The sequence below is a fragment of the Staphylococcus sp. SM3655 genome, from assembly GCF_016917315.1.
In the GTDB taxonomy this organism is placed as follows: domain Bacteria; phylum Bacillota; class Bacilli; order Staphylococcales; family Staphylococcaceae; genus Staphylococcus; species Staphylococcus aureus.
In genome coordinates this window covers 2,283,210-2,299,744 of the sequence record NZ_CP070305.1, presented here as the reverse complement: position 1 = coordinate 2,299,744, position 16,535 = coordinate 2,283,210, and the positions used below count along the sequence as shown (strand labels likewise).

16 protein-coding genes and 1 pseudogene are annotated in these 16,535 nt (G+C 32.4%); 16 read left to right on the top strand and 1 reads right to left on the bottom strand.

Annotation, left to right across the window (positions count from 1 at the left end):
* The first annotated feature begins 17 nt into the window (after positions 1-17).
* On the top strand, positions 18-1,004 hold the full coding sequence (gene ypdA, locus JQN76_RS11155; protein ID WP_001174258.1) for a bacillithiol disulfide reductase YpdA: 987 nt from the start codon (positions 18-20) through the stop codon (positions 1,002-1,004).
* A 114-nt stretch (positions 1,005-1,118) separates the two neighbouring features.
* Here the strand turns inward: ypdA and JQN76_RS11150 are convergent, their stop codons facing one another.
* Positions 1,119-2,087: an asparaginase gene (locus tag JQN76_RS11150; protein ID WP_000681756.1), complete on the bottom strand. Its 969-nt coding sequence runs from the start codon at positions 2,085-2,087 to the stop codon at positions 1,119-1,121.
* Between the two features lie 76 nt (positions 2,088-2,163).
* On the opposite strand from JQN76_RS11150, the gene cmk reads away from it, so the two are divergent.
* The 15 genes and pseudogenes from cmk (at position 2,164) to JQN76_RS11080 (ending at position 16,529) form a co-directional block, all read left to right on the top strand.
* Positions 2,164-2,823 carry a (d)CMP kinase gene (gene cmk, locus JQN76_RS11145; RefSeq protein ID WP_000644391.1) on the top strand — a complete coding sequence of 220 codons (660 nt, stop codon included), beginning with the start codon at positions 2,164-2,166 and terminating at the stop codon, positions 2,821-2,823.
* Positions 2,824-3,180: 357 nt separating this feature from the next.
* Positions 3,181-3,264: pseudogene (locus tag JQN76_RS14330) on the top strand (hypothetical protein); the annotation flags it as partial.
* A 256-nt stretch (positions 3,265-3,520) separates the two neighbouring features.
* Positions 3,521-4,696 carry a 30S ribosomal protein S1 gene (gene rpsA / locus JQN76_RS11140; RefSeq protein ID WP_000133955.1) on the top strand — a complete coding sequence of 392 codons (1,176 nt, stop codon included), beginning with the start codon at positions 3,521-3,523 and terminating at the stop codon, positions 4,694-4,696.
* Between the two features lie 221 nt (positions 4,697-4,917).
* Positions 4,918-6,228 (top strand): ribosome biogenesis GTPase Der, encoded by a 1,311-nt coding sequence (gene der / locus JQN76_RS11135; RefSeq protein WP_000165530.1) that lies wholly within the window; start codon positions 4,918-4,920, stop codon positions 6,226-6,228.
* 16 nt (positions 6,229-6,244) lie between these two features.
* On the top strand, positions 6,245-7,243 hold the full coding sequence (locus JQN76_RS11130; RefSeq protein ID WP_001836719.1) for an NAD(P)H-dependent glycerol-3-phosphate dehydrogenase: 999 nt from the start codon (positions 6,245-6,247) through the stop codon (positions 7,241-7,243).
* 170 nt (positions 7,244-7,413) lie between these two features.
* On the top strand, positions 7,414-7,686 hold the full coding sequence (locus JQN76_RS11125) for an HU family DNA-binding protein (protein ID WP_001043863.1): 273 nt from the start codon (positions 7,414-7,416) through the stop codon (positions 7,684-7,686).
* 430 nt (positions 7,687-8,116) lie between these two features.
* Entirely contained in the window at positions 8,117-8,689 is a 573-nt protein-coding gene (locus JQN76_RS11120; protein WP_000450555.1) for a heptaprenyl diphosphate synthase component 1, read from the top strand.
* Between the two features lie 2 nt (positions 8,690-8,691).
* Positions 8,692-9,417: a demethylmenaquinone methyltransferase gene (locus JQN76_RS11115; RefSeq protein ID WP_000774678.1), complete on the top strand. Its 726-nt coding sequence runs from the start codon at positions 8,692-8,694 to the stop codon at positions 9,415-9,417.
* Position 9,418: 1 nt separating this feature from the next.
* Positions 9,419-10,378 carry a polyprenyl synthetase family protein gene (locus JQN76_RS11110; RefSeq protein ID WP_001096479.1) on the top strand — a complete coding sequence of 320 codons (960 nt, stop codon included), beginning with the start codon at positions 9,419-9,421 and terminating at the stop codon, positions 10,376-10,378.
* A 91-nt stretch (positions 10,379-10,469) separates the two neighbouring features.
* The gene (gene ndk, locus JQN76_RS11105) at positions 10,470-10,919 is read left to right on the top strand and encodes a nucleoside-diphosphate kinase (protein ID WP_000442480.1); all 450 of its coding nucleotides are present in this window, start codon (positions 10,470-10,472) and stop codon (positions 10,917-10,919) included.
* A 208-nt stretch (positions 10,920-11,127) separates the two neighbouring features.
* Complete coding sequence (locus tag JQN76_RS11100; protein ID WP_000789522.1) at positions 11,128-11,328, top strand: hypothetical protein; 201 nt, start codon at positions 11,128-11,130, stop codon at positions 11,326-11,328.
* 385 nt (positions 11,329-11,713) lie between these two features.
* Positions 11,714-12,880, top strand: a complete 1,167-nt coding sequence (gene aroC, locus JQN76_RS11095; protein ID WP_001269930.1) for a chorismate synthase — start codon at positions 11,714-11,716, stop codon at positions 12,878-12,880.
* A gap of 25 nt (positions 12,881-12,905) precedes the next feature.
* Positions 12,906-13,970: a 3-dehydroquinate synthase gene (gene aroB, locus JQN76_RS11090; protein ID WP_000776308.1), complete on the top strand. Its 1,065-nt coding sequence runs from the start codon at positions 12,906-12,908 to the stop codon at positions 13,968-13,970.
* Between the two features lie 9 nt (positions 13,971-13,979).
* Positions 13,980-15,278 (top strand): 3-phosphoshikimate 1-carboxyvinyltransferase, encoded by a 1,299-nt coding sequence (gene aroA, locus JQN76_RS11085; RefSeq protein ID WP_000245900.1) that lies wholly within the window; start codon positions 13,980-13,982, stop codon positions 15,276-15,278.
* A gap of 6 nt (positions 15,279-15,284) precedes the next feature.
* A complete protein-coding gene (locus JQN76_RS11080) occupies positions 15,285-16,529 on the top strand; it encodes a tetratricopeptide repeat protein (protein ID WP_001836718.1) in 1,245 nt (414 codons plus the stop codon).
* The last annotated feature ends 6 nt before the right edge of the window (positions 16,530-16,535 follow it).

Sequence of the window (16,535 nt, the reverse complement as noted above, 5' to 3'; positions counted from 1 at the left end):
TAAAGGAGGCCGAAACAATGCAAAAAGTTGAAAGTATCATAATTGGTGGAGGGCCATGCGGATTAAGTGCGGCTATTGAACAAAAAAGAAAAGGTATTGATACCTTAATTATTGAAAAGGGGAATGTCGTTGAATCAATCTATAATTATCCTACTCACCAAACATTTTTCTCATCAAGTGATAAATTAAGTATTGGGGACGTACCATTTATCGTTGAAGAAAGTAAACCAAGACGTAATCAAGCGCTAGTTTATTACCGAGAAGTTGTAAAACATCATCAATTAAAAGTAAATGCATTTGAAGAAGTATTAACTGTTAAAAAAATGAATAATAAATTTACTATTACTACGACGAAAGATGTTTATGAATGTCGATTTTTAACAATCGCGACAGGCTATTATGGTCAGCATAATACATTAGAAGTTGAAGGAGCGGATTTACCTAAAGTGTTCCATTATTTTAAAGAGGCACATCCGTATTTTGATCAAGATGTTGTTATTATTGGTGGTAAGAATTCGGCTATCGATGCTGCTTTGGAGTTGGAAAAAGCTGGTGCTAACGTGACGGTTCTATATCGTGGTGGAGATTATTCGCCTTCAATTAAACCGTGGATACTTCCAAATTTCACAGCATTAGTAAATCATGAAAAAATTGACATGGAATTTAATGCTAATGTTACCCAAATAACTGAAGATACTGTGACTTATGAAGTAAATGGTGAAAGTAAAACAATACACAATGATTATGTATTTGCGATGATTGGTTATCATCCCGATTATGAATTTTTAAAATCTGTAGGCATTCAAATTAATACAAATGAATTTGGAACAGCGCCTATGTATAATAAAGAAACATACGAAACAAATATCGAAAATTGCTATATTGCAGGTGTAATTGCTGCAGGGAACGATGCGAATACCATTTTTATTGAAAATGGTAAATTCCACGGTGGCATTATTGCTCAAAACATGCTAGCTAAGAAACAAACGCCGTTAGAATCATAAAAATAAAGGTCTATGTACTAAATAACTTAGTTTTACAACGACTGACATTCATGATATGTCAAATGAGGTTGATGACTAATTATTGTACATAGACCTTTTTATGTTACGTATTCATTATAATTCAAAATATGATTTGATTTCAGCTTTATCTAAATTGTTGCTTAACGCAACTAATAATTTTAATCTTGCTTTTGGACCATTCAAACCGTTAGAAAAAATAAAACCTTGTTGTGCGAGTTGGTAACCACCACCATCGTATGCGTAAGTTGGACTCACAATACCATTAAAGGAACGTGAAACTAGCACAATAGGTATATTTAAAGATACTAATTGTTGAATGCCTTCTAATGCGCTTGGAGGTATGTTGCCTTGTCCTAACGCTTCAATAACCATACCATCGATACCTTCACGACTATAAAAACTAAAAATGTCACCTGGCATACCCATATATGCTTTTACTAATGGTACATTTAGTTTGTCATTGACATTTTCCAATGCTTGTTGGCGATATGGCATATGATGGAATTGCACACGATCCTTTGTCAATACACCTAGCGGACCATGATTTGGACTTTGAAATGTGTTTGTATTAGACGTATGTGTTTTGGTAACATTACGCGCCGTATGAATTTCATCATTAAATACAACCATCACGCCTTTATGACGGGCCTTTTCATCAGAGGCAACGCGAATAGCGGAAATATAATTATATAATCCGTCAGAACCAATTTCATTAGACGAGCGCATTGCGCCAGTAATAACAACAGGTTGCTCGATACCTAATATTAAATCAAGTAAAAAGGCAGTTTCTTCTAACGTATCGGTACCATGCGTGATAACGAAACCATCATAATATTTATTTGTTACTGCTTCTAAAATAATATCCTTTAATTGTTTAACATGTTGGATTGTCATATGAGGTGATGGTACATTAAAAGGATTTAATTCATCTATTTGTGCATATTGATTTATGACATCTTGATGCATTGAAATAGGGTTGATATCATTTGTTACTACTTTATTAGATTGGTCTTGTGACATACTAATGGTGCCACCAGTATGAATAACAAGTAGATGTTTCATATATTTCCTCCTATATTTAATTTACCTAATTATGATAAAATATTATTCATAAAACGACAAGGAAGGGAAATGACGCATGAAAGCCATTAATATTGCATTAGATGGTCCAGCTGCTGCCGGAAAAAGTACAATTGCGAAACGTGTAGCCAGCGAACTATCAATGATTTATGTCGATACAGGAGCAATGTATCGTGCATTAACATACAAATATTTAAAATTAAACAAAACTGAGGACTTTGCAAAACTAGTTGACCAAACAACATTAGATTTAACTTATAAAGCAGATAAAGGTCAATGTGTCATTTTAGATAACGAAGATGTAACAGACTTTTTAAGAAATAATGATGTGACGCAACATGTTTCATACGTTGCATCTAAAGAGCCAGTACGTTCATTCGCCGTTAAAAAACAAAAAGAGTTAGCTGCAGAAAAAGGTATCGTAATGGATGGTCGCGATATCGGAACTGTAGTGCTACCAGATGCAGATTTAAAAGTATATATGATTGCATCAGTTGAAGAGCGAGCAGAAAGAAGATATAAAGATAATCAATTAAGAGGTATCGAATCAAATTTTGAAGATTTAAAACGTGATATTGAAGCTCGTGATCAATATGACATGAACCGTGAAATATCACCATTAAGAAAAGCAGATGATGCAGTGACATTAGATACGACAGGCAAGTCGATTGAAGAAGTTACTGACGAAATTTTAGCGATGGTGAGTCAAATTAAATAATTAAGAAGCTAACATTAATAAAATTTATAATTACTTGATGAACGGAAAAGGCTGTTTTTATTCTAATCGAATAGAAATGGTCTTTTGTTAATTTATAAACGAATAACGATAATACTAGAAATAAAAGTGCGTAATTAAACCAAGCATATTAGTAATTCAACTGATTTATAAACAACCTATGAATTGTATTAACAAAAAAGCTAAAATAGCATGTTATTTAAATTTACTTTTTTAAAATTAAAGAGATGCTTTAAAATACATCAATATTAAAGTGCTATTTAGCAATGACTTATTATTACGATTAACAAATATAATGATTAAAGAATGATGCCTAATATACACACTTCTTACTAACAAAATGTAAAAGTTTCTCAATTACGTGGCTTTTTGTTTTATAAAAGTATAAAATTTTACTATAATATATCTTGTAGAGAACAATGAAATGACAGACTTATAAAACAAAATAGTAAGCTATGCTAATTTTTATACAAAAAATATGTATAAACATAGCAAACTGTATTACTTTGATACAAAAATGGTTGTAATAAATATTTATCGATATGACGACTTGAATATGATAAAGTGACATATTTATGTATATGACTATTTCGCAAAATGTAATCGAGGTAGAATTTCTTGACAATTCTGTCAGTTTATAAGATGTTATAAATATGTAGTGTATAAGGAGGCAAACAAGATGACTGAAGAATTCAATGAATCAATGATTAACGATATTAAAGAAGGTGACAAAGTCACTGGCGAGGTACAACAAGTTGAAGACAAGCAAGTTGTTGTTCATATCAACGGTGGTAAATTTAATGGGATTATTCCTATTAGTCAACTATCTACGCATCATATTGATAGCCCAAGTGAAGTTGTAAAAGAGGGCGACGAAGTTGAAGCATATGTCACTAAAGTTGAGTTTGATGAAGAAAATGAAACTGGAGCTTACATCTTATCTAGAAGACAACTTGAAACTGAGAAGTCTTATAGTTATTTACAAGAAAAATTAGATAATAATGAAATCATCGAAGCGAAAGTAACAGAAGTTGTTAAAGGTGGTTTGGTTGTTGATGTAGGACAAAGAGGTTTTGTTCCGGCTTCACTAATTTCAACAGACTTCATTGAGGATTTCTCTGTGTTTGATGGACAAACAATTCGTATTAAAGTTGAAGAATTGGATCCTGAAAATAATAGAGTCATTTTAAGCCGTAAAGCAGTTGAACAAGAAGAAAACGATGCTAAAAAAGATCAATTATTACAATCTTTAAATGAAGGCGATGTTATTGATGGTAAAGTAGCGCGTTTAACTCAATTTGGTGCATTTATAGACATTGGCGGTGTTGATGGTTTAGTGCATGTATCTGAACTTTCTCACGAACATGTTCAAACACCAGAAGAAGTAGTTTCAATTGGTCAAGATGTTAAAGTTAAAATTAAATCTATTGATAGAGATACAGAACGTATTTCATTATCAATCAAAGATACGTTACCAACACCTTTCGAAAATATTAAAGGTCAATTCCACGAAAATGATGTCATTGAAGGTGTCGTAGTAAGATTGGCAAACTTTGGTGCATTTGTTGAAATTGCACCAGGTGTACAAGGACTTGTACATATTTCTGAAATTGCACACAAACACATTGGTACGCCAGGTGAAGTGTTAGAACCTGGTCAACAAGTAAATGTTAAAATATTAGGTATTGATGAAGAGAATGAAAGAGTATCACTATCTATTAAAGCAACATTACCAAACGAAGATGTTGTTGAAAGTGATCCTTCTACGACTAAGGCGTACTTAGAAAGCGAAGAAGAAGATAATCCAACAATTGGCGATATGATTGGTGATAAACTTAAAAATCTTAAACTATAATTTAATATTTAATAGTCAACTCCACATGTTTATGATTGCATGTGGAGTATTTTTATGTAACAAAATATACTCGGAATGATAACGTGGACAAATTTAACTAAGTGTTTAAAAAGATAAAGTTTTAAGTGCTGATTTTTATCATTACAGTAATAAACTCATTTTGAATACACAGTCTCATGTGATATTATTAAAAAGATATAAGAAAGAGAGGAAGTTAGCTTATGACTAAACCTATAGTAGCTATTGTAGGTAGGCCTAATGTAGGTAAATCTACAATTTTTAATAGAATAGTTGGAGAACGTGTTTCGATTGTGGAAGACACGCCAGGTGTAACACGAGATCGTATTTATTCTTCAGGTGAATGGTTAACACATGATTTCAATATTATTGATACAGGTGGTATTGAAATTGGTGATGCACCATTCCAAACACAAATTAGAGCGCAGGCAGAAATCGCCATAGATGAAGCGGATGTTATTATTTTTATGGTTAACGTGCGTGAAGGATTGACACAAAGCGATGAAATGGTCGCTCAAATTTTATACAAATCTAAAAAACCGGTCGTATTAGCGGTTAACAAAGTAGATAATATGGAAATGCGTACAGACGTGTATGATTTCTATTCATTAGGATTTGGTGAACCGTATCCGATATCAGGGTCACATGGTTTAGGTCTTGGTGACTTGTTAGATGCAGTTGTTTCTCATTTTGGTGAAGAGGAAGAAGATCCTTATGATGAAGATACAATTCGACTATCCATTATTGGACGACCAAACGTAGGTAAATCAAGTTTAGTAAATGCTATTTTAGGTGAAGATCGCGTTATCGTTTCTAATGTTGCAGGGACAACGAGAGACGCTATTGATACAGAGTATAGTTATGATGGACAAGATTATGTTTTAATCGATACTGCTGGTATGCGTAAAAAAGGAAAAGTATATGAATCAACTGAGAAATATTCAGTATTAAGAGCTTTAAAAGCGATTGAACGTTCAAATGTTGTTTTAGTGGTCATAGATGCAGAACAAGGCATCATTGAACAAGATAAACGTGTTGCAGGATATGCACATGAACAAGGTAAAGCAGTCGTGATTGTCGTAAATAAATGGGATACTGTGGAAAAAGATAGTAAAACGATGAAGAAATTTGAAGATGAAGTACGTAAAGAATTCCAATTTTTAGATTATGCACAAATTGCTTTTGTGTCTGCTAAAGAACGCACAAGATTACGTACATTATTCCCTTACATCAATGAAGCAAGTGAAAACCATAAAAAACGTGTTCAAAGTTCAACTTTAAATGAAGTTGTTACTGATGCAATTTCCATGAACCCTACACCAACAGACAAAGGTAGACGTTTGAATGTCTTTTATGCAACACAAGTTGCTATAGAACCACCGACATTTGTTGTATTTGTTAATGATGTAGAATTAATGCATTTTTCTTATAAACGCTATTTAGAGAATCAAATCCGTGCCGCTTTTGGTTTTGAAGGTACACCAATTCATATTATAGCTCGAAAGAGAAATTAACGATTGGGGGATAACAATGACTAAAATTACCGTTTTTGGTATGGGAAGTTTTGGGACAGCCCTTGCCAATGTTCTTGCAGAAAATGGACATGATGTTTTGATGTGGGGTAAAAATCAAGATGCTGTTGATGAATTAAATACATGTCATACAAATAAAAAGTATTTAAAATACGCGAAATTAAATGTTAACATCATCGCTACTTCAGATATGACCAAAGCAATTCAATTTGCAGATATTTACTTAATGGCTTTACCTACTAAAGCAATGCGAGAAGTTGTTACTCAAATTAATGATAAGCTGACATCTAAAAAGACTTTTATACATGTTGCTAAAGGTATTGAAAATGGGACGTTTAAACGTGTGTCAGAAATGATTGAAGATTCTATTTCACCCGAATATAATGCAGGTATTGGCGTGTTGTCAGGGCCAAGTCATGCGGAAGAAGTTGTAGTCAAGCAACCAACTACAGTTGCTGCATCATCAAAAGATAAAAGTGTAAGTAAATTAACGCAAGATTTATTTATGAATGATTATTTGCGTGTGTACACGAATGATGACTTGATTGGTGTTGAACTTGGTGGTGCATTGAAAAATATCATCGCAGTAGCAAGTGGTATCGTAGCTGGAATTGGCTACGGTGATAATGCAAAAGCTGCGTTAATGACTCGTGGTTTAGCGGAAATTAGTAGATTAGGTGAAAAGTTAGGTGCCGATCCTATGACATTTCTAGGTTTAGGTGGTATCGGTGACTTAATCGTTACTTGCACATCAACACATTCTCGAAATTTCACATTAGGATATAAACTTGGACAAGGTGAATCAATGGATCAAGCATTATCTGAAATGAATATGGTTGTTGAAGGTATTTATACAACTAAATCAGTTTATCATTTAGCTAAAGAAAAAAATGTGGATATGCCAATTACAAATGCATTATATAGAGTATTATTTGAAAATATCTCAGTAAAAGAATGCGTAAAAGATTTAATGGAGCGCGATAAAAAATCTGAATAAAATGTGTATTATTACACATATACGGCTAATAATTACGTAAAATGAATAGAAATGGCTTAAATTCAACGTTTTTGCCACATAAATGATTGCGATTTATGTAATGCTTGTGTTAAAGTTTTACCATAATGATATAAACATATCATTATCAAACCTCAGGAGGTGAATGTCTAATGAACAAAACAGATTTAATCAATGCAGTTGCAGAGCAAGCTGATTTAACTAAAAAAGAAGCTGGTTCAGCAGTAGATGCTGTATTCGAATCAATCCAAAACTCACTTGCTAAAGGTGAAAAAGTACAATTAATTGGTTTCGGTAACTTTGAGGTACGTGAACGTGCTGCACGTAAAGGTCGTAACCCTCAAACTGGTAAAGAAATTGATATCCCAGCAAGTAAAGTTCCAGCATTCAAAGCTGGTAAAGCATTAAAAGATGCTGTAAAATAATTTTACTTAAAAAGCCCTGAATAAGGGCTTTTTATTTTGCTTTTAATACTTACAACCTGTACATAATTTGTAATGTTCTTCTAAGTTTTTAATCTTTGGAACATTCATTGTTTAAGCGTTCAAAATATTACATGACATAATAGTTTTGATAAAAATAGCAACTACAAAATATACATATGAATAATGAGATTAATTGTTAGCGTTGAATTTACTTAAAAGGTAACCATGTCTACTATAGTATTTTACGTTATTTAAAAAGATGAATAATGTAAATGAAGTAAAGGTTATTATGAGAATTACAAAAGCTACATAAATTACTGTTAGTTTAAATTGAAATTTAAAAATGATAAGTAATCTTAATGCTTCAAAAGATTTTAATTTCTTACATATAATGTTAATATGAATAGTGATAATATCGTGAGGTGTAGACATGGAAACAACTGTTAGCAAATTGGAAAGACAAATAGAAGAAAGATTAAAGGGTGTATCAGAATATGAATCCATTAATATTAATCATCGGTTAGGTAAGTTACTTGATTCATATGATATTCCAGATGTTGCCAAAGTAGCATGCCTCACAATTGACACATCAATGAGACACCTTGATGACATTACATATAATCATTTGTCTAAACATTCCATTTTGATTGGAGATTTAATTAGTGCACATTTTTATACGCTACTAGCAGAAATCAATGATTTATCATTTCAAAATGAAATTAGTAAAGCAATTGTTGAAATTAATGAATTGAAATCTTCATTACATCATCAAGCTTTAAATGATTATGAAATTTCTCAAGCAATAGTAAAAATTGAAACACTTTTCCCATATATTACGTTATCTCATTTCGGTATCAATATTGATGAGTCGGAAATATATAATTATTTATTTGAAGATATGTCTGATTACTATCCATCATACTTCAAGAAATATAATCAAAGTGAAGTAAAGCATTACTTACACGATATCCAAAAAAGTTATTTAAAAAGTAGAGGTAATTAAGCATGGCTGACAATAAAGCAAATAAAGAGCAAGTACATCGCGTTTTTCAAAATATTTCAAAAAAATATGATAGATTAAATAATATTATTAGTTTTGAGCAGCATAAAGTATGGAGAAAACACGTCATGAAAGACATGGGCGTTAGAAAAGGGACGAAAGCATTAGATGTTTGTTGTGGTACTGGTGATTGGACAATCGCATTAAGCAAAGCTGTAGGACCAACAGGTGAAGTTACTGGTATTGACTTTAGTGAGAATATGTTAGAAGTAGGAAAAGAAAAAACTGCTTCAATGGAAAATGTTAAACTTGTTCATGGTGATGCAATGGAATTGCCGTTTGAAGACAATTCTTTTGATTATGTAACAATTGGGTTTGGATTAAGGAATGTGCCAGACTATTTAGTCGCGTTAAAAGAAATGAATAGAGTACTTAAACCAGGTGGTATGGTGGTATGTCTTGAAACGAGCCAACCAACTTTGCCAGTCTTTAAACAAATGTATGCATTATACTTTAAATTTGTTATGCCTATTTTTGGGAAATTATTTGCAAAATCAAAAGAAGAATATGAATGGTTACAGCAATCTACGTTTAATTTTCCTGGAAAAGAAGAGTTGAAGCGCATGTTTGAAGAAGCGGGTTTCATAAATGTAAGAGTACGTAGTTATACAGGGGGCGTTGCTGCAATGCACCTTGGCTATAAAGAAAAAGATAATACCAAAGGTGATTAACGTGGCAAAGTTAAACATGAACAATGAAATTAAGAAAGTGGAACAACGACTTGAAAAGGCAATAAAAAGTAAAGATTCTGTATTAGAACAGGCATCATTACACTTATTGTCTTCTGGTGGTAAAAGAGTACGCCCAGCATTTGTAATTCTGAGTAGCCAATTTGGCAAAGATGAACAAACGTCTGAACAAACGTATCAAGTTGCAGTCGCATTAGAGTTAATTCATATGGCAACACTTGTTCATGATGACGTTATTGATAAAAGCGACAAGCGTCGAGGCAAGTTAACCATATCAAAGAAATGGGATCAGACAACTGCTATTTTAACTGGGAATTTTTTATTGGCATTAGGACTTGAACACTTAATGGCCGTTAAAGATAATCGTGTACATCAATTAATATCTGAATCTATCGTTGATGTTTGTAGAGGGGAACTTTTCCAATTTCAAGACCAATTTAACAGTCAACAGACAATTATCAATTACTTACGACGTATCAATCGCAAAACAGCACTGTTAATTCAATTATCAACTGAAGTTGGTGCAATTACATCTCAATCTGATAAAGAGACTGTACGAAAATTGAAAATGATTGGTCATTATATAGGTATGAGCTTCCAAATCATTGATGATGTATTAGACTTCACAAGTACCGAAAAGAAATTAGGTAAGCCGGTCGGAAGTGATTTGCTTAATGGTCATATTACGTTACCGATTTTATTAGAAATGCGTAAAAACCCAGACTTCAAATTGAAAATCGAACAATTACGTCGTGATAGTGAACGTAAAGAATTTGAAGAATGTATCCAAATCATTAGAAAATCTGACAGCATCGATGAGGCTAAGGCAGTAAGTTCGAAGTATTTAAGTAAAGCTTTGGATTTGATTTCTGAGTTACCAGATGGACATCCGAAATCACTACTTTTAAGTTTGACGAAAAAAATGGGTTCAAGAAACACGTAGTATTTATGAAAAGTATTGAAAGCGCTTTACCAACCTGTTAATATATAATAGTAATATACATAAACCTATTAAACACAGGGGGATACATAAAGTGGAACGTACATTTTTAATGATTAAACCAGATGCAGTACAAAGAAATCTAATTGGTGAAGTAATTTCAAGAATTGAAAGAAAAGGACTAAAACTTGTCGGTGGTAAATTAATGCAAGTACCAATGGAACTTGCTGAAACACATTATGGTGAACACCAAGGTAAACCATTTTATAATGATTTAATTTCATTTATTACATCAGCACCAGTGTTCGCAATGGTAGTTGAAGGTGAAGATGCAGTTAATGTATCTAGACATATTATTGGCAGCACCAATCCTTCAGAAGCTTCACCAGGATCAATTAGAGGTGATTTAGGTTTAACTGTTGGTAGAAATATCATTCACGGTTCAGATTCATTAGAGTCTGCTGAACGTGAAATTAATCTATGGTTTAATGAAAATGAAATTACTAGCTATGCTTCACCACGTGATGCATGGTTATATGAATAAAATATAAACTGTAAACCTTTACGATTTATTTATAAAGGTAGAAAGGGTTTTGTTATGTGGTTAGTCATTATGATTATACATAACAAGGCCCGTTTTTTATGTTGTAGTAAATTACTTGAAAAATTTTATAGTTTTTTGGTAACACGTATTAAAAAGAGAGGAATATTCTTTATCAAATGAAACTAAACAGAGAGAAGGGGTTGTTAAAATGAAGAATATTATTTCGATTATTTTGGGGATTTTAATGTTCTTAAAATTAATGGAATTACTATATGGTGCTATATTTTTAGATAAACCACTTAATCCTATAACAAAAATTATTTTTATACTGACTCTCATTTATATTTTTTATGTATTAGTAAAAGAATTGATTATATTTTTGAAGTCAAAGTATAACAAAAGCGCTTAACATATGTATATTTTAATATCATAATTTTTTTAAACGGACTGATTAACTTTATTAATAATTAACAGTTCGTTCTTTTGTATTAAGAAATGTAGTCAGTATATTATTTGCTAAAGTTGCGATACGATTATATTAAAACGGCTAATCATTTTTAATTAATGATTATATGATGCAACTGTTTAGAAATTCATGATACTTTTCTACAGACGAATATATTATAATTAATTTTAGTTCGTTTAATATTAAGATAATTCTGACATTTAAAATGAGATGTCATCCATTTTCTTAATTGAGCTTGAAAACAAACATTTATGAATGCACAATGAATATGATAAGATTAACAACATATTATAATGTTATTGTGGAAGTATGAAAGGAGCGAGTGTGTATGAGATACCTAACATCAGGAGAATCACATGGACCTCAATTAACAGTTATTGTTGAAGGTGTACCTGCAAATATAGAAATTAAGGTTGAGGATATTAATAAAGAAATGTTTAAGCGTCAAGGCGGTTACGGACGTGGACGTCGTATGCAAATTGAGAAAGATACAGTAGAAATAGTATCAGGCGTTAGAAATGGTTATACATTAGGTAGTCCAATTACTATGGTTGTAACCAATGATGACTTTACGCATTGGAGAAAAATTATGGGAGCAGCTCCAATAAGTGAAGAAGAACGTGAAAATATGAAACGTACTATTACAAAACCAAGACCTGGTCATGCAGATTTGGTTGGAGGTATGAAATATAATCATCGTGATTTACGAAATGTGCTAGAGCGATCATCTGCTAGAGAAACAGCAGCTCGAGTTGCAGTCGGTGCCTTATGTAAAGTGTTATTACAACAGTTAGATATCGATATATACAGTCGTGTTGTTGAAATAGGTGGAATTAAAGATAAAGATTTTTATGATTCAGAAACATTTAAAGCAAATCTTGATCGTAATGATGTTCGTGTAATTGATGACAGTATCGCACAAGCAATGCGAGATAAAATTGACGAAGCTAAAAATGAAGGAGATTCAATTGGCGGTGTCGTTCAAGTTGTAGTTGAAAATATGCCTGTTGGTGTTGGTAGTTATGTGCATTATGATCGTAAGTTAGATGGTAAGATTGCACAAGGTGTTGTCAGCATAAATGCTTTTAAAGGTGTAAGCTTTGGTGAAGGATTTAAAGCAGCTGAAAAGCCAGGTAGTGAGATTCAAGATGAAATTCTATATAATAGTGAAATTGGTTATTATCGTGGATCTAATCATTTAGGTGGTTTAGAGGGTGGTATGTCAAATGGTATGCCAATTATTGTAAATGGTGTAATGAAACCTATTCCTACGTTATATAAACCATTAAATTCAGTTGATATAAATACTAAAGAAGACTTTAAGGCAACAATTGAACGTTCTGATAGTTGTGCTGTACCTGCAGCAAGTATAGTGTGTGAACACGTTGTTGCATTTGAAATAGCGAAAGCATTACTTGAAGAGTTTCAATCAAACCATATTGAACAACTTCAACAACAAATTGCTGACCGCAGACAATTAAATGTTGAGTTTTAACAACGAGAACAATTGAGGTGTGATCATGAAATTACAAACAACCTATCCTTCAAACAATTATCCAATATTTGTTGAACATGGTGCAATTGACCATATTAGCACGTATATTGATCAGTTTGATCAAAGTTTTATATTAATTGACGAGCATGTAAATCAATATTTTGCTGATAAATTTGATGATATTTTATCATATGAAAATGTGCATAAAGTCATTATTCCAGCTGGTGAAAAGACGAAAACATTTGAGCAATATCAAGAAACATTAGAATATATTTTGTCACATCATGTAACGCGTAATACAGCGATTATAGCTGTTGGTGGTGGTGCGACAGGAGATTTTGCAGGATTTGTAGCAGCAACACTATTAAGAGGTGTCCATTTTATACAAGTTCCTACAACGATTTTGGCGCATGATTCTAGTGTTGGCGGTAAAGTGGGTATTAACTCAAAACAAGGTAAAAACCTTATCGGTGCATTTTATCGTCCAACTGCTGTGATTTATGATTTAGATTTTTTAAAGACGTTACCATTTGAGCAAATATTAAGTGGCTATGCAGAAGTTTATAAGCATGCGTTATTGAATGGTGAATCAACGACGCAAGATATCGAACAGCACTTTAAAGATAGAGAGATATTACAGTCATTAAATGGTATGGATAAATATATTGCTAAAGGTATTGAAACGAAGCTGGATATTGTTGTTGCAGATGAAAAAGAACAAGGTGTACGTAAATTTTTAAATTTAGGTCATACATTTGGGCATGCTGTTGAATACTATCATAAAATACCTCATGGTCATGCCGTAATGATAGGCATAATATATCAATTTATTGTTGCGAATATATTGTTCAATTCTAATCACGATATCCAACATTATATTAATTATTTAACGAAATTAGGTTATCCTTTAGAAACAATAACCGACATAGATTTCGAAACGATATATCAATACATGCTAAGTGATAAAAAGAACGACAAACAAGGAGTTCAAATGGTATTGATTAAACATTTTGGCGATATTGTAGTGCAACACATTGATCAAACAACACTGCAACATGCGTGTGAACAACTAAAAACATATTTTAAGTAGGTGAATGAAATGGTAAATGAACAAATCATTGATATTTCAGGTCCGTTAAAGGGCGAAATAGAAGTGCCGGGCGATAAGTCAATGACACACCGTGCAATCATGTTGGCGTCGCTAGCTGAAGGTGTATCTACTATATATAAGCCACTACTTGGCGAAGATTGTCGTCGTACGATGGACATTTTCCGACTGTTAGGTGTAGAAATCAAAGAAGATGATGAAAAATTAGTTGTGACTTCCCCAGGATATCAATCTTTTAACACGCCACATCAAGTATTGTATACAGGTAATTCTGGTACGACAACACGATTATTAGCTGGTTTGTTAAGTGGTTTAGGTATTGAAAGTGTTTTGTCTGGCGATGTTTCAATTGGTAAAAGGCCAATGGATCGTGTCTTGAGACCATTGAAACTTATGGATGCGAATATTGAAGGTATTGAAGATAATTATACACCATTAATTATTAAGCCATCTGTCATAAAAGGTATAAATTATCAAATGGAAGTTGCAAGTGCACAAGTGAAAAGTGCCATTTTATTTGCAAGTTTGTTTTCTAAGGAACCGACCATCATTAAAGAATTAGATGTAAGTCGAAATCATACTGAGACGATGTTCAAACATTTTAATATTCCAATTGAAGCAGAAGGGTTATCAATAACTACAACCCCTGATGCCATTCAACATATTAAACCTGCAGATTTTCATGTTCCTGGCGATATTTCATCTGCAGCGTTCTTTATTGTTGCAGCACTTATCACACCAGGAAGTGATGTAACAATTCATAATGTTGGAATCAATCCAACACGTTCAGGTATTATTGATATTGTTGAAAAAATGGGCGGTAATATCCAACTTTTCAATCAAACAACTGGTGCTGAACCTACTGCTTCTATTCGTATTCAATACACACCAATGCTTCAACCAATAACAATCGAAGGAGAATTAGTGCCAAAAGCAATTGATGAACTGCCTGTAATAGCATTACTTTGTACACAAGCAGTTGGCACGAGTACAATTAAAGATGCCGAGGAATTAAAAGTAAAAGAAACAAATAGAATTGATACAACGGCTGATATGTTAAACTTGTTAGGGTTTGAATTACAACCAACTAATGATGGATTGATTATTCATCCGTCAGAATTTAAAACAAATGCAACAGTTGATAGTTTAACTGATCATCGAATAGGAATGATGCTTGCAGTTGCTTCTCTACTTTCAAGCGAGCCTGTCAAAATCAAACAATTTGATGCTGTAAATGTATCATTTCCAGGATTTTTACCAAAACTAAAGCTTTTAGAAAATGAGGGATAATATAAAATGGAAGATATCTATAAATTAATAGACGATATCAATCTACAAAAACTAGAAAATTTAGACTCTCGTGTTAATGAAGCAATAACTACTGACAACGATGACGCATTATTTATTCTAGGAGAGACACTTTACAATTTTGGATTAATGCCACAAGGTTTGGAAGTATTCCGCGTGTTATATCACAAATATCCAGACGAAAGTGAATTGCTGATTTATTTTATTGAAGGTTTAATGTCTGAAAATCAAACTGACGAAGCGTTAGAATATTTAAGTTATGTTGAACCATCACCTGAAAAGTTGATGTTAGAAGCAGATTTATATCAACAAATTAATATGATGGAAGTTGCTATTGATAAATTACAAGAAGCACTTGAACTAGAGTCAAATGATCCAATAATCCATTTTGCATTGGCTGAAATGTTATATTATGATGGTCAATATTTACGTGCTACCTCTGAATACGAAACCGTTTTAGAAACTGGTGAATATCAAGTTAATGGTGTAAACTTATTCTCTCGTATGGCAGATTGTAGTTTACAAAGTGGTAACTATAGTGATGCGATTCGCTTATACGATGAAATTAATGAAGATGAAATGACTTCAGAAGATTATCTCAAAAAAGCCATTTCTTACGATAAAAATGACATCACTCAAGAAGCAATTAAAATAATGACTACATTACTTTCTAAAGATCCTGATTATATTCAAGGCTACTTGTATTTACAATCATTATATGAAAATGAAAAAAATTATCCAGATGCCATTGAGACGGGTAAAGAAGGATTACGACTAAGTCAATTTTATAAAGAGTTAATGTATACAACTGGATGTTTGGAAATAGAACACGGCGATGCTAATGAAGGTGTATTATTGTTAAAACAAGCATTAGAGGTTGATAATGCTTACCAAGAACCTTTATTGATTTTAAGCGATTTATATCGTAATGAAGAAGATTATGAAGCAATCATTGAATTATTAACATATGTAGATGAAGAAGATTTGGACCCTACATTCATGTGGCATTTAGCGTTCGCCTATGGTCAAGAAGAGCGAGATAAAGAAGCTCAACATTTCTTTGAATTAGCATATCCAACGATGAAAACAAATATTGATTTTATGAGTGATTATTATTTCTATTTAATTGAAATTGGTCAAAAGGAACAAGCAATTACTATTTTAAATCAATTGTTGGAACTAGAGCCAAGTAACGAAAATTGGCATGACGAATTATCAAGATTGCAATCTTAAAATGGG